Origin of the sequence: Streptococcus suis (genome assembly GCF_002964575.1) — a bacterium.
GTDB lineage: Bacteria > Bacillota > Bacilli > Lactobacillales > Streptococcaceae > Streptococcus > Streptococcus suis_R.
Genome location: NZ_POQQ01000089.1, coordinates 43,117 through 56,589, shown reverse-complemented (window position 1 = coordinate 56,589; position 13,473 = coordinate 43,117). Strand labels below are relative to the sequence as shown.

The window sequence follows — 13,473 nt, the reverse complement described above, 5'->3', positions numbered from 1 at the left end:
CTAGTATTATTTAGGGATATGGACTTCAAAAATACTGCCTTTTGGCTGATTGTCTTTTACCAAAATTTGACCATTAAGGGATTTGATAATCTGCTGAGCCAGAGAAAGCCCCAGACCAAATCCACCTTTTTGCCGTGTCCGAGCCTTGTCAACCCGATAAAAACGGTCAAATATTTTCTTCTTATCTGCGTCAGAAATCCCCAAACCATTATCAGCAATAGTAAAGGAAACATAGCGTTCCTTGATGGTTGCTGTGATATGAATAGCACCGTCCTCACCCGTATATTTCATTGCATTGTCAAACAAAATCGTCAATAGTTGCTTGATCAAGACCCTGTCCGTTCGGATTGACTGGACAATATTGTTTTGAACTTGAAACTTCTTGCCATTTTCCTCAGCAACCATGCTATAGTTTTCAAATATTTCATCAAAATAGGATGAGGGAACATCTACCATTTCAAGCTTGAAACCATCATCACGACGGGCAAGATTGAGCAGGTTGGTCGTCAACAATCGCATATTCCGCACTTCTTCCAAACTAGAACCGATGCTCTCACTACTTTCTAAAATCGTTGCCTCTGGATGACGGAATAGGCTTTCCAAACGATTTTGCAAGACGGCAAGTGGTGTCCGCAATTCATGGCTGGCATTTTCAACAAAATCCTTCTGCTTTTGATAGCTGACCAAAATTGGTTTCATACTAAGGTTTGCCAAATAAATACTCGCTACAATCGAAATCAACCATGCAGAAATCATAACAATAGCTACTGTGGATTCATAGGTCGCAATAGAAGATTTTATCTGGCTAACATTGACCAAAATTGTCGCACAAGTAATGTCATAGCTGGAATAGTAGCCCAAATCTTCTGGAGATATTTCAATCGTCACATACCGATAGTGTTCTTCGGTTCCAAATGGAGATTCAACCGTCAACTCCTTGATTTCGCCCAATTTTTCCTTATCAACCTTCAAATTAGACAAGCCTGTAAAGTTATCAGGATTCAAGAGCTCCCCACTCTTACTATAGAGCAGAACGTGAGTATTAGTTCCCAGCCGCATTTGATGCTTCCCCTTCATATCCTTTTGAGGCGGTTCTTGGGACGAAGAAGATGTTGAGGAAGAAGTTGGAGATGAACTAGTCGCTGACGGCTGGTCATTTTCGTCCTGAATAATAAATTCAGAATCAGGTTCATAAGTCCGTGCAATCGCAAAACCAACCAGCATGGCTGGTTCATCTTTAATCCGATCTAGTGTATCATCTGTTGTTTGATACATGGTCGAACGCATAAGCTGAAAGATGATAGCTGTCATCAAGCCAAATATCAGGGTAAATACAGCAAAATAGCGAATGAAGAAGGAAAAACTTTCCGTATTGACAATCTTTTTATATCTCTTAAACATTCTTTAGAATGTAGCCGACACTGCGAAGGGTTTGCAGATTTTCTCCGAAGGCCGTTCCTTTCAATTTTTTACGAACTTTTGACACATAAACTTCCACTACTGAAATGGTCGTATCGCTGTCAAATCCCCACAAGCGATCGAAAATCTGTGTCTTAGGTAGGATAACATTTTGATTTTGTAGGAAATAGACCAACAAGTCAAACTCCTTGCCCAGTAGTTCAACTTCTTTACCATCTACCAAGGTCGTATTAGTTGATAGGTCAACTGTCACATCACCATAGGTTAATAAATTGTCATTGAACTTACCAGAACGTTTGAGGAGGGCTTGAATACGCATTTTCAATTCCTCCAGATAGAAAGGCTTGGTCAAATAATCATCTGCACCTAGTTCAAATCCATGACCCTTATCTTCTAAACTTTCCTTGGCTGTGGTAATAAGAACTGGAGTGGTCACTCCCTTCTCACGCAATTCTTTCAGAACTTGGAAACCATCCTTTTCCGGTAACATCAAATCCAAAAGAATTAAATCGTATACACCCGACTCAGCTTCGTAAATTCCTTCCTCTCCATCGAAGATTTGCATAACATCTGCAAAATCATCCAGAAAATCGAAAACGGAATTGGATAGGCTTAAATCATCTTCCACCAACAAAATCTTAATCATGACTATCTCCTTAACCTAATCTTTAAAAGACAATTCAAAGACACAAGTAAAAACTTGGTCTTTGAACATATTTTTTCACTTTAATAAGTTGCCTCTGCATTTCTGTCAGAGGTTAATTTATTATACCACTTATCTCAAATTTTTCCTATTGGTTTGAAGTGCTAGAGCTACCTGAAATTTGTGCTTTGATTTCTTGATTTTTCTCTTTTAAAGCATTTACTTCATCTGAGGAAGTATTTGATTGCCTTGTACCACTTGTGGTATTTGGCGGTGTAGTACCTTGAGTGGTGCCATTTTGTCCTGGCGGCATACCTCGCATTCCTCCATTTTTACCAGGTGGCATGCCTTGCATTTCTCCGTTTTGCCTTGGTGACATGCCTTGCATTTCTCCGTTTTGTCCTGGTGGCATACTTTGCATTTCTCCGTTTTGTCCTGGTGGCATACCTCGCATTTCTCCATTTTGCTCTGGTGGCATACCTCGCATTTCTCCATTTTGCTCTGGTGGCATACCTCGCATTTCTCCATTAGGGGCAGTTGGCATTTGATTACCTGTGTTTGAATTAGCCTGGCTATTTGTTGTACCAGCTTGATTTTGAGCCAAAGCTACCTGGCTTTGTGTAGTGATTGTTCCAGCATTTTTTGCAACTGACATCCCACCAGCAAAGCCTACGGTTGCCGCTGTAATGGCAACCGCTGCCAGAACTGTTTTGGATTGTGATTTCAATTGATTAATCAATGACATAAAGTTCCTCTTTTCAAAAATTTTTATCATAGTGAATAAGCACTCACCTGATGATAAGAATAGTATAAAAGGAGAAACTTAAAGCAAGCTAAAGATATATGGCACTTTTCTTAAAGCAAACTAAAAGAAGTCCTTTCGGACTTCCATTTTACAATTCTGTAATATCACCTGTGCGAAGGTAAACAACCCACTCACAAATATTTTTAGCATAGTCACCAACGCGTTCCAAGTAGGTCAAGACTTGGAAATAGTCACGACCAGCAACCAAAGAATCTGGATTTTTCTTGATTTCTTCAGTTGTCAATTCTTGGATAGTTGAGTAAAATTCATTGACAACTTCGTCACGTGCCGCTACTTCATATGCACGTTCCATATCCGCATCACCAAGATAAAGTTCCAAGGTTTGCTCTACTAATTGACGAACTTCGCGACCCATTTTCTTGATTTCTTCTTCAACAACTGGAATACGAACTTCGCCCTTCATACGAATAGCAGCTTTTGCAACTGAAACAGCATGGTCACCCATACGCTCCAGGTCACTCGTTGCCTTCAACACAGTGATAACACGACGAAGGTCTGTGGAAACCGGTTGTTGCAATGCAATGATTTCAAGTGATTTTTTCTCTAATTTCACTTCGAAGGCATTGATTTTCTTATCCGCTTCAATGACTTCCTTAGCCAATTCACGATCATGGGTCGTAAAGGCACGAACAGCATTGTTGATTTGTGCCAATACTTCATTCCCCATAGCGTAAAATTGGTTATGGAGTTTACCTAATTCTTCTTCAAACTGAGCTCTTAACATATGAACCTCTTTCTTTTTCTTACGGTCTAACCGAACTTACCTGTGATATAGTCCTCTGTTTCTTTATGTTTCGGACTGAGGAACATTTCTTTGGTCAAGTCATACTCAATCAAATCTCCGTCCAAGAAGAAACCAGTTCTATCTGAAATACGAGACGCTTGTTGCATGGAACGTGTTACCAATACCATGGTGTACTTATCCTTCAAACCATAAAGCGTGTCTTCAATCTTACCTGCTGAGATGGGGTCGAGGGCTGATGTTGGCTCATCCAACAAGATAATCTTTGGACTGGTTGCCAATACACGCGCCACACAGACACGCTGTTGCTGACCACCAGACAAACCAACTGCTGAATCATGCAAGCGATCCTTGACCTCGTTCCAAATGGAAGCGCCAATCAGAGAGCTCTCTACTGCTTCATCCAGAATTTGCTTATCCTTGATACCGTTGATACGAAGGCCGTAAACAACATTCTCATAGATAGACATTGGGAATGGGTTTGGTTGTTGGAAAACCATCCCGATTTCCTTACGAAGGTCTACAGTATCCGTACGAGGACTGTAAATATTTTTACCATTGTAATCAATAGCACCTGTCAAGGTTACTTCTGGGTTCAAATCGCCCATGCGGTTAATGGCACGCAAGAGCGTTGACTTACCAGAACCTGACGGACCAATCAAGGCTGTAATTTCATTTGGATAGAAATCTATTGAAACATTATTCAAAGCCTTTTTCTTATTATAGTAAACAGACAAATCTTTTACTTGTAAAATAGGTGATGTCATTGTTTCCCTTTCTATCCAAAGTGTCCTGAAACGTAGTCGTTCGTAGACTTGAGTTTGGCATTTTGGAAGATATTTGCTGTTTTATCGTACTCAATCAAGTCACCAAGATAGAAGAAAGCTGTGTAATCACTTGCACGGGCTGCCTGTTGCATGTTGTGCGTAACGATGATAATGGTATAGTCTTTCTTCAACTCAAACATGGTTTCTTCCAACTGCATGGTTGCAATTGGGTCCAAGGCTGATGCTGGTTCATCCATAAGCAAGATTTGTGGTTTAACAGAAATCGCACGCGCGATACACAAACGTTGCTGTTGTCCACCAGACAAGGTAAAGGCTGACTTGTGCAAATCGTCTTTTACCTGATCCCAAAGAGCTGCTTGTCTCAGTGAGGTTTCAACAATCTCATCCAAGACTTCCTTATCTTTTACACCCGCACGCTCGTGAGCAAAGGTAATATTGCGATAAATCGATTTTGCAAATGGGTTAGGACGTTGGAAAACCATTCCGATATGCTTACGAATTTCGTAAACGTTCATATCTGGTCTGTTGATGTCAATTCCTTCGTAGAGGATTTGGCCTGTTACCTTAGCAATATCGATCGTATCATTCATACGATTGAGACTGCGAAGATAGGTTGATTTACCACAGCCTGATGGACCAATCAAGGCTGTAATTTTATTTTTCTCGAACTGCATATCAATGCCCTTGATGGCTTCATTTTTACCATAGTAAACATGAACATCTTTTGTTGAAAGGGCAATTTTTTCCTCTGGGAAAGTGATGATATGGCGTTCATTCCAGTTGTAATCTGCCATTTTTTCTCCTTAATAGTCAGACTTCTAGGCTGCTGAAGTCATTTTCGCATGAAGTTTCTTACCGATATAACGGGCAGAAAGGTTGAAAATCAAGATGAAGACCAAGAGGATTGCTGCTGAACCAGCAGAAACTTGGGTTGCATCTGGAATTGTACCTTCACTGTTTACCTTCCAAATGTGAACCGCAAGGGTCTCTGATTGACGGAAGATAGAGATCGGACTTGTAACACTCAATGGATTCCAGTTTGACCAGTCAAGTGCTGGTGCTGATTGACCTGCTGTATAGATGAGGGCAGCCGCTTCACCAAAGATACGACCAGATGCCAAGACGATACCTGTGACAATCCCTGGAAGTGCTTCTGGAATAACAACATGAAGAACAGTTTCCCAGCGTGATAGACCAAGGGCCAAACCAGCTTCACGTTGCGTATGGTGAACGTGACGAAGGCTGTCCTCAACGTTACGGGTCATCTGTGGCAGGTTAAAGACCGTAAGAGCCAAGGCTCCTGACAAGATGGAGAATCCGTACTCAAACTGTACAACGAAAATCAAGTAACCAAACAAACCAACGACAACGGATGGCAGTGATGACAAAATCTCAATACAGGTACGGATGAAGTTTGTCAAAGGACCTTTCTTTGCATATTCTGCCAAGTAAATACCTGCTCCTGTTGACAAGGGAACAGAAATCAAGAGCGTTACAACCAATAGGAAGAATGAGTTGTAGAGCTGAATTCCGATACCACCACCAGCTTTATATGAAGATGATTTGCTGGTCAAGAAATGCCAGTCAACATGTGGCAAACCACGGAGCAAGATATAGAGAATAAGTGATGTCAAAATAACGACAATCACCGTAGCGATGGAGTAAAGAATACCAGTCGCCAATTTATCGAATTTTTTAGCGTGCATAGTTTTTCTTACCCTCTCTCGTAATAAATTTCATAATCATGTTAAAGATAAGGCTCATCAAGAGCAAGACAAGGGCCAATGACCAGAGAACATTGTTTTGAACTGTTCCCATAACCGTATTACCAATACCCATGGTCAATACAGAAGTCAAGGTCGCTGCAGGCGTTGTGAGAGAAGTTGGGATAACCGCTGAGTTACCAACTACCATCTGAATCGCCAAGGCTTCACCGAAGGCACGCGCCATTCCGAAGATTACGGCCGTGAAAATACCTGGTTTAGCGGCATTCAAGATAACACGCCAGATAGTCTGCCAACGAGTTGCACCCATTGCCAAACTTGCTTCACGGTAGTGACGAGGCACCGCACGCAAACTATCGACCGTCATAAAGGTTACTGTCGGTAAAATCATGACAAAGAGGACAAATACCCCTGACAAGATACCAAAACCAGTACCACCGAAGATTGAGCGTACAAAAGGCACAACCACTTGCAAACCAATGAAACCATATACCACTGATGGAATACCAACCAAAAGCTCAATAACTGGTTGCAGGATTTTAGCACCACGTTTTGGCGAGATTTCTGTCATGAAAACTGCTGCACCAATGGCAATTGGTGTAGCCACGATGGCTGACAAAATCGTAACGATGAAAGAACCTGAAATCATAGGAAGAGCTCCAAAGATTTTAGAGCTTGGTTCCCACTTGCTTCCAAACAAGAAATCAGTGATACTCACACCATCCACAAAGAAAGTCGATAAACCACGTTGCGCCACGAAAATCAAAATCATGGCAACGATAAAGACAATGAGCGATAGGCATAGGAAGGTAATGACCTTACCAAACTTCTCCAAGCGAGAGTTCTTAGACGGAGAAGATAATTCTTTAGCTAGTTGTTCGTTTTTCATGCTTACTCCTTCTCTGTCACCGTGCCATCAGCACTCTTTTCAACCTTCATATCATTGATAGAGATATAGCCCATGCTTTCAACGATGCCATTTTGAACTTCATCAGACATCATGTAGTCCAAGAATTCGCCTGTCAATTCAGTTGGCTCTCCCTTGGTGTACATGTGCTCATATGACCAAATTGGCCAAGCATTGGTTGCTACGTTTTCAGTTGTTGGCGCAAAGCCGTTCAATTTGATGGTTTTTACAGAATCATCCACATAGGCAAATGACAAGTAAGAAATAGCACCAGGGGTTTGAGCTACAATGGACTTAACCATCCCGTTTGAATCCTGCTCTTGACTTTGAGCCGCTGCATGTCCATCCATAACGACTGTATCAAAGGTTGCACGAGAACCAGAACTTGCTGCACGGTTGATGATTGAAATCTCCAAATCCTTGCCACCAAGCTCCTTCCAGTTGGTAATTTCACCGGTGAAAATCTTACGAAGATCTTCTGTGGTAATGTCATCAACCGTCACTTTTTCATTGACAATAACGGCTAGACCAGCCACGGCAACCTGATGGTCTACCAACTTGCTAGCATCGATACCGTCCTTTTCTTCTGCGAACACATCCGAGTTACCAATCTGAACTGCTCCAGACTGAACCTGTGACAAACCAGTACCAGAACCACCGCCCTGTACGTTCACAGATTTTCCGATATTGACACTACCGAATTCGTCTGCCGCCGCTTCAACCAACGGCTGAAGGGCTGTAGAACCTACTGCAGTGATAGACTCTCCGCGATCAATCCATGAGGAACAACCTGCAAGAGCTACACTACTCAAAAGAAACAAAGCTGCAATTCCAAGCTTCTGCTTTTTTTTCATTTCGTTTTTTCCTTTACATTTTTCAGTGGAATCTCCTTATGTTTTCCTTGCTTTTTACAAGGAATTTACAAGATATTTCCACTAATCCACTATATCATATAAAAAGACAAGTTGCAAAAAAAATCTGCTTATTTTCAGTTAAAATCTGAGACCTTTTGGAAAGGCATTTTTAAGGGTTCCAGATACAATTTTTGCAAAGCCTAAACCATTTCCTTGAACTGCTACCTGATACCAACCATTTGGCAAGTCTTTGGATACTGCAACGGTTTGTCCAGCAGCATAGGCTGGAAAATCATCCAAGCTGATGTCAACTCGGTTCTTAACTTCTGTACTGTGAAGTGCCAAGCCTAAGGCAAAACTAGGTTCAAATCGTTTCTTTTTGAATGTTCCCAAATGAAGCCCATTGCGAGCAATCTTAACTTTTGACAAGTCTGGCAAACCATCTGGTAGGAGATAGAGATTATCGCCAAAAACCTGAAACAAACCTGTTAAGGAAACCTTCAAGTGTTTTTGCTCAAATTCTTTCCAGAGGGTCTGTTGCTCCCTGTTCAAATTTGATTTTCCTGGCTTCAGTTTTTTCGACTTGGCTCCCCCTAAAAATCTGAATTTTGCAACAAACTGCCCTTCACCTGAAAAATGATGAGGATACATACGAGCCGTTTGAGGATAGCCAATCCCTTCTACCATACCATTGATTTTTGGAATATCAACCAACTCTAGCTCATAATTCTCCAGCAACCAGGTGACGATTTCTTCATTTTCTTCAGGAGACCAGGTACAAGTGGAATAAATCAACTGCCCATCTGGAGCCAACATAGTCAAGGCGGATTCTAAAATCTCTCGCTGCAAACTGGCACACTGGTCAGGATAGTCCTTGGACCAGTATTGGATAGCATCAGGGTCCTTTCTGAACATCCCCTCGCCTGAGCAGGGAGCATCCAGCACAATCATGTCAAAATAGGCAGGAAATACCTTGGCTAGACGGTCCGCAGACTCATTGGTCACGACCACGTTTCTTGCCCCAAATCGTTCGATATTTTCTGCTAGAATTTTTGCCCGTTTACTTGAAATTTCATTACTCACTAGCAGTCCAGTGTTGTCCAAATAGGAAAGCAAGTGGGTTGACTTTCCACCTGGCGCTGCCGCTAGGTCCAGTACCTTCATACTTTTTTCTGGGCTTGCAACCTGTCCTACCACTTGCGCAGCTGGTTCTTGCGAATAGACCAGACCTGTCACGTGTTCAGGAGATTTTCCAGAAACCTTGCCATAATAGGACCAGGGCATGTCTGGAATTGGGTTGTCAAAAGCAATTTGCCCTTCCTTCAAGGGATTGGTCCGAAAACCCGAAATAGCTGGCTCATCAAAACTCTCAAAAAATGCTTGGGCTTCTTGACCAAGCAAATGACTATATTTATCAATAAAATCCTGTGGTAATTGCATTAGAATAGATACCTCTTTACTTCTTCCAAGTGCTGATTGGCAACTAGGATGACGTGTTCTCTTTTATCAAACGATGGACTTTCAGCCTCCAAGCTCAACAAACTAAGCCCTAAACCCTGTCCAAGAATACTGACAGCAGCATAGTCCCAAGGATAGAGATAGGAAGCATAGGCAAACAATCGTCCTTCAAGGACATGAGTAAATCCAATGCCAGCACTGCCAACTGACCGTGTTCCTAATGTCTTATTCGCCAAGTCTGCTAAGCCGTGTTTGTTAGCAGCATAAAGCTGAGCATTCAACCCCATCAAACTCTGCTTTAGTGGGGAAGATGCTGGCTTAGACAGCACTTGTTGATTACAAGCAACAGGAAATCTTCCACCGCCATGAAATAGTTTGTCTTGCATGACATCGTAAATCAATCCAAATTGACCAATGCCATTTTCAAAATAGGCCAGCATAATGGCAAAATCATTTTTCTGGGCAATAAAGTTACTGGTGCCATCAATGGGATCCAAGACCCAAACATTTCCCTTTGAAAGAGAGCTAACATCCCCACCTTCTTCACCAAAAATCAAGTCAGTAGGGTATTCTTTCTTAATACTGGCTGTCAAAAAGTCTTGCACTTCCTTGTCCAGATGGGTCACCAAATCCCTAGCACAAGCCTTTTCTTCAATCTCTAACTGGTCATCAATATGCTGGCGTAAGAAATCCCCTGCTGCCAAAACAAGCGACTGGGCTAAGCGATACTTAGTTTCCAAGGCGGACAACCCCTTTCCCTTTTTCCTTGGCTGTCTTGACAACTTGATAGGTAGAGTAGCCCGAAACCTCTTGGAACTCTCTGTCTATCTGGCGCTCCTGTCCCTTGCTTTTGACAACCTCTTTAAACTCTTGGTAGCTAGTCAAAATGGTCGTTGCATCTGCACCCTTTTCATAGGCTGCCTCCACCTGATTTAAAAAAGAAAGCACGGAGGAAATCTCCTCTGTGCTCCACGAAAAATCAAGTGGATATGAATAATTTTTGTTCATATCTCTTATCTTTCTTATCCTATTTCTGCTCTCAATGTAGCATTTTTTAGTTCTTGTTTACGATATTTGCGTGGCAGGAATGCACGTATCTCATCTTCATTAAAACCAATCTGCATCCGCTTTTCGTCCAAGATAATCGGACGACGGAGCAAACTTGGATAGGTTTCAATCAAGCCAATTAACTGCTGAATGGATAATTCATCCACATCAACATTAAGCTTCTGAAAGACCTTAGAGCGAGTGGAAATCAAATCATCTGTTCCATTCTCTGTCAAGGCCAATATCTTCTTCAGCTCATCTGCTGTCAGAGGACTGGTCATAATATTATGTTCAACGAAAGGGACTTCGTGGCTGGTCAACCAAGCACGCGCCTTACGGCAACTGGTACAACTTGGCGATAAAAACAAAGTAATCATACACTAATCCCCCTCTCTACATTATCTTTCCATTCTATTATAATGTATTTTGAAATAGTTTTCAATAGGGAATTTTAGTCTAAATCTCTTAATTTTTCTAAACTTTCTATTTTAGCTTCTAGTCGCTTGATTAGCTCCGTTTGTTCATCCATTTTGGCAATCAATAAATCCAACTTGGTTTCTTTTTCAGTTTCAGAGAAAAAGCGGGTAATGGTCGAAGTCACCATACCAAAAGTACAGATTCCGACTAGCATCAAAAGAATGGCAATGACTTTCGAAATAGTGTCTTGGGGAACAATATCTCCATAGCCTACTGTTGTCATGGTCACAATCGACCACCAGACTGCATCAAAAAAGGATTTTCCCTCAATTGCTGACAGCAGGACACTGGCTGTCAAAACGGCTGATATATTTAACATCAAGACCTTGGACAGACTATTTGTATGCAAGAGCCTATTAACCGTATCCCAGAAACGATTGGATAGAGCAAAAATGCGGGCCACCTTAACCAGTCTAAATAGTCGAGCCAAACGCCCCAAACGAAAAAAACTGAAAACAGAGTCAAATGGAATGATGGCTATCAATTCCAAGACATGACTTTGGATGTACTCCATGCTATCATCTGCATGGTAAAGGTTTACAAAGTAATCACAGACAAAGATAAACCATAATAACCAGTCGATTATGTTGTAACCTGCTGAGTTGGCAATACTCGCATCCATCAACTCAAGCACTATGAGAAAGACATAGACAATGGCTAGATAGGTCATGCCTTTTTCATATCGGGGATCCTGAATTATTTTCTTAATCATCTTTCCCCCACTCTAGCGCACATTCTTCATCTCGTTTCATCTGCTCCATTAGGCTATCAATTCCATCAAATTTGACCATATCTCGAATTTTTTCAAGCCAAAAAACCCTGATTTTTTCACCGTAGATAAAGCGATCGAAACCAAAAATATGCGCTTCTATCCGCATTTCCGTTCCATCAAAAGTAACATTTTTCCCTACGCTGGTCATGGCACGGTAGCGTCTGCCATCCACTTCAACATCTGCTACATAGACACCCTCTGATGGCAAATGAACTCGGTCAAAGGGGGCTAAATTGGCAGTTGGATAACCGATTGTGCGGCCTCTGGCATCTCCATGAACCACAATCCCTTCAGTCATAAAGGTATAGCCCAGTAGGCGATTGGCTAAATCAACCTGTCCAGATTGGATAGCCTGACGAATACGCGTAGATGAAATCTTTTCTCCATCAAGGCAAATTTCTTCTACTATTTCAACCTGCCCATCAAATAAGCGGGTCAAATCTTGTACATCCGCTCTGCAATTCCCGAAATGGTAATCAAAACCAGCCACCAAAACCTGCGCATTGAGGCCTTTAATATAGCGGTCCATAAACTGCTGAGGAGTATTGCTGGCAAATTCACTGGTAAAGTTGGTCAAAACCAGCTGGTCTACACCGTATGTTTCTAGGAGGCGGTAGCGTTCCTCTTGACTGGTCAAATGGAGCAAGAGCTCAGGAGAAAAGCGGGCAAAGGCCAGGCGTGGGGTTTCTGGAAAAGTAAGGACGGTTACAGACAATCCTTTTTCATCAGCCACTCGTCTTGCACGTTCTAAAAGGGCCTTATGACCCAAATGAATGCCATCAAAATAGCCTAGAACTAAGACAGTTGGCTCTTCCTGATGAAACTCTTGATAATCTTTAATTGTTCTAATATTCATAGTGTTTATTTTATCACAACTAGGCTAAAATCTCTTCCAGAAGAACCTTCCGAGGTTTATAGACTTGGTCACGCTTTTCTAGGATAGCCACCAGTTTTTTCTTATGAAAGCCTGCAACCAATGCTGCATCCGCTTCAAGTGAGATAAATCTACCAAATTTTGCATCAATGACCTGTTCAATCGTCAAGTCAACAATAGGCAAATCCCCAATTCCTTGCTCAATGGGACGGAGGAAGGAATAATCAGCCTGGACAACCTTGTCCGCAATTTCCTCGATTGTCAGGGCATCTGCCAAATGCATACCTGCCGAGCCTGTTCGCTCCAACTTGGACATATGGCTGGCGTAGCCTAGCTTAGAGCCCAAGTCAACAGACAGGGTACGGACATAGGTGCCTTTACCACAGCGAACTCGGAAAGTGAATCGTGCACAGTCATCCGTCAACTCAATAGGGCTGGTCCGTTCAAAACTGTAAATGTCAATTTGGCGTTGAGGACGTTCGACTTCTTCGCCCGCCCGTGCGTATTCGTAGAGTTTGCGGCCATTTACTTTGACAGCAGAATACATAGGCGGAATCTGGGTAATAGTACCGACAAAGCTAGCCATGGCCTCATCAACTGCCTGCTCTGCTATGTCCAAAACCGGTGTCCGCTCAACAAGGTCCCCCGACGCATCTTCGGTCGTGGTCGAGTAGCCCAGGGTAATCTCTCCCTCGTAAATCTTGCCCTCTTCCTGCATATACTCAATCATGCGAGTAGCCTTGCCGACTGCAATGGGCAGAACGCCTGTCACATCTGGGTCCAAGGTGCCCCCATGCCCAATCTTCTTCTCTTGCAAAATCTTGCGGAGCTTAAAAACCACATCGTGCGAGGTCATGCCCGCTTCTTTTTTGACGTTAATAATTCCTGAAATCATGTTTTCATTATAACACAAAGGACCGCACTTGTGGGCGGTCTGGTTGG

16 protein-coding genes are annotated in these 13,473 nt (G+C 42.3%); all 16 read right to left on the bottom strand.

Annotated elements, in window-relative coordinates; genetic code table 11:
• Positions 1–6: 6 nt before the first annotated feature.
• Positions 7–1,401, bottom strand: a complete 1,395-nt coding sequence (locus C1E58_RS11220; RefSeq protein ID WP_105210383.1) for a sensor histidine kinase — start codon at positions 1,399–1,401, stop codon at positions 7–9.
• Complete coding sequence (locus C1E58_RS11215; RefSeq protein ID WP_105210382.1) at positions 1,394–2,065, bottom strand: response regulator transcription factor; 672 nt, start codon at positions 2,063–2,065, stop codon at positions 1,394–1,396. Before C1E58_RS11215 ends, C1E58_RS11220 begins: the two co-directional genes overlap by 8 nt.
• A 145-nt stretch (positions 2,066–2,210) precedes the next feature.
• Positions 2,211–2,807: a hypothetical protein gene (locus tag C1E58_RS12235; RefSeq protein WP_105210381.1), complete on the bottom strand. Its 597-nt coding sequence runs from the start codon at positions 2,805–2,807 to the stop codon at positions 2,211–2,213.
• 148 nt (positions 2,808–2,955) lie between these two features.
• On the bottom strand, positions 2,956–3,612 hold the full coding sequence (gene phoU / locus C1E58_RS11205) for a phosphate signaling complex protein PhoU (RefSeq protein ID WP_105210380.1): 657 nt from the start codon (positions 3,610–3,612) through the stop codon (positions 2,956–2,958).
• Between the two features lie 26 nt (positions 3,613–3,638).
• On the bottom strand, positions 3,639–4,397 hold the full coding sequence (gene pstB / locus C1E58_RS11200; RefSeq protein WP_105210379.1) for a phosphate ABC transporter ATP-binding protein PstB: 759 nt from the start codon (positions 4,395–4,397) through the stop codon (positions 3,639–3,641).
• 11 nt (positions 4,398–4,408) lie between these two features.
• Positions 4,409–5,212, bottom strand: a complete 804-nt coding sequence (gene pstB, locus C1E58_RS11195; RefSeq protein WP_105114824.1) for a phosphate ABC transporter ATP-binding protein PstB — start codon at positions 5,210–5,212, stop codon at positions 4,409–4,411.
• 24 nt (positions 5,213–5,236) lie between these two features.
• On the bottom strand, positions 5,237–6,124 hold the full coding sequence (gene pstA / locus C1E58_RS11190) for a phosphate ABC transporter permease PstA (RefSeq protein ID WP_044758719.1): 888 nt from the start codon (positions 6,122–6,124) through the stop codon (positions 5,237–5,239).
• Complete coding sequence (gene pstC / locus C1E58_RS11185) at positions 6,114–7,031, bottom strand: phosphate ABC transporter permease subunit PstC (protein WP_029176378.1); 918 nt, start codon at positions 7,029–7,031, stop codon at positions 6,114–6,116. The genes pstA and pstC overlap by 11 nt, the downstream gene beginning before the upstream one ends.
• 2 nt (positions 7,032–7,033) lie before the next feature.
• Positions 7,034–7,903, bottom strand: a complete 870-nt coding sequence (locus C1E58_RS11180; protein WP_105210378.1) for a phosphate ABC transporter substrate-binding protein PstS family protein — start codon at positions 7,901–7,903, stop codon at positions 7,034–7,036.
• A 138-nt stretch (positions 7,904–8,041) separates the two neighbouring features.
• Entirely contained in the window at positions 8,042–9,343 is a 1,302-nt protein-coding gene (locus C1E58_RS11175) for an RsmF rRNA methyltransferase first C-terminal domain-containing protein (RefSeq protein ID WP_105210377.1), read from the bottom strand.
• Positions 9,343–10,101 (bottom strand): inositol monophosphatase family protein, encoded by a 759-nt coding sequence (locus C1E58_RS11170; RefSeq protein WP_105210376.1) that lies wholly within the window; start codon positions 10,099–10,101, stop codon positions 9,343–9,345. The genes C1E58_RS11175 and C1E58_RS11170 overlap by 1 nt, the downstream gene beginning before the upstream one ends.
• Positions 10,091–10,369, bottom strand: a complete 279-nt coding sequence (locus C1E58_RS11165) for a UPF0223 family protein (protein WP_105210375.1) — start codon at positions 10,367–10,369, stop codon at positions 10,091–10,093. Before C1E58_RS11165 ends, C1E58_RS11170 begins: the two co-directional genes overlap by 11 nt.
• 14 nt (positions 10,370–10,383) lie before the next feature.
• The gene (locus tag C1E58_RS11160; RefSeq protein ID WP_105210374.1) at positions 10,384–10,785 is read right to left on the bottom strand and encodes a Spx/MgsR family RNA polymerase-binding regulatory protein; all 402 of its coding nucleotides are present in this window, start codon (positions 10,783–10,785) and stop codon (positions 10,384–10,386) included.
• Between the two features lie 74 nt (positions 10,786–10,859).
• The gene (locus tag C1E58_RS11155) at positions 10,860–11,597 is read right to left on the bottom strand and encodes a potassium channel family protein (protein WP_105114832.1); all 738 of its coding nucleotides are present in this window, start codon (positions 11,595–11,597) and stop codon (positions 10,860–10,862) included.
• Positions 11,590–12,513 (bottom strand): bifunctional riboflavin kinase/FAD synthetase, encoded by a 924-nt coding sequence (locus C1E58_RS11150; protein ID WP_105114833.1) that lies wholly within the window; start codon positions 12,511–12,513, stop codon positions 11,590–11,592. The genes C1E58_RS11155 and C1E58_RS11150 overlap by 8 nt, the downstream gene beginning before the upstream one ends.
• 19 nt (positions 12,514–12,532) lie before the next feature.
• On the bottom strand, positions 12,533–13,423 hold the full coding sequence (gene truB, locus C1E58_RS11145; protein WP_161941158.1) for a tRNA pseudouridine(55) synthase TruB: 891 nt from the start codon (positions 13,421–13,423) through the stop codon (positions 12,533–12,535).
• Positions 13,424–13,473: the final 50 nt, after the last annotated feature.

What these genes read in the sequence shown, in the direction of transcription:
- C1E58_RS11220 (WP_105210383.1), bottom strand. Translation starts at nt 1,401, where the DNA reads ATGTTTAAGAGATATAAAAAGATTGTCAATACGGAAAGTTTTTCCTTC.
- C1E58_RS11215 (WP_105210382.1), bottom strand. Translation starts at nt 2,065, where the DNA reads ATGATTAAGATTTTGTTGGTGGAAGATGATTTAAGCCTATCCAATTCC.
- C1E58_RS12235 (WP_105210381.1), bottom strand. Translation starts at nt 2,807, where the DNA reads ATGTCATTGATTAATCAATTGAAATCACAATCCAAAACAGTTCTGGCA.
- phoU (WP_105210380.1), bottom strand. Translation starts at nt 3,612, where the DNA reads ATGTTAAGAGCTCAGTTTGAAGAAGAATTAGGTAAACTCCATAACCAA.
- pstB (WP_105210379.1), bottom strand. Translation starts at nt 4,397, where the DNA reads ATGACATCACCTATTTTACAAGTAAAAGATTTGTCTGTTTACTATAAT.
- pstB (WP_105114824.1), bottom strand. Translation starts at nt 5,212, where the DNA reads ATGGCAGATTACAACTGGAATGAACGCCATATCATCACTTTCCCAGAG.
- pstA (WP_044758719.1), bottom strand. Translation starts at nt 6,124, where the DNA reads ATGCACGCTAAAAAATTCGATAAATTGGCGACTGGTATTCTTTACTCC.
- pstC (WP_029176378.1), bottom strand. Translation starts at nt 7,031, where the DNA reads ATGAAAAACGAACAACTAGCTAAAGAATTATCTTCTCCGTCTAAGAAC.
- C1E58_RS11180 (WP_105210378.1), bottom strand. Translation starts at nt 7,903, where the DNA reads ATGAAAAAAAAGCAGAAGCTTGGAATTGCAGCTTTGTTTCTTTTGAGT.
- C1E58_RS11175 (WP_105210377.1), bottom strand. Translation starts at nt 9,343, where the DNA reads ATGCAATTACCACAGGATTTTATTGATAAATATAGTCATTTGCTTGGT.
- C1E58_RS11165 (WP_105210375.1), bottom strand. Translation starts at nt 10,369, where the DNA reads ATGAACAAAAATTATTCATATCCACTTGATTTTTCGTGGAGCACAGAG.
- C1E58_RS11160 (WP_105210374.1), bottom strand. Translation starts at nt 10,785, where the DNA reads ATGATTACTTTGTTTTTATCGCCAAGTTGTACCAGTTGCCGTAAGGCG.
- C1E58_RS11155 (WP_105114832.1), bottom strand. Translation starts at nt 11,597, where the DNA reads ATGATTAAGAAAATAATTCAGGATCCCCGATATGAAAAAGGCATGACC.
- C1E58_RS11150 (WP_105114833.1), bottom strand. Translation starts at nt 12,513, where the DNA reads ATGAATATTAGAACAATTAAAGATTATCAAGAGTTTCATCAGGAAGAG.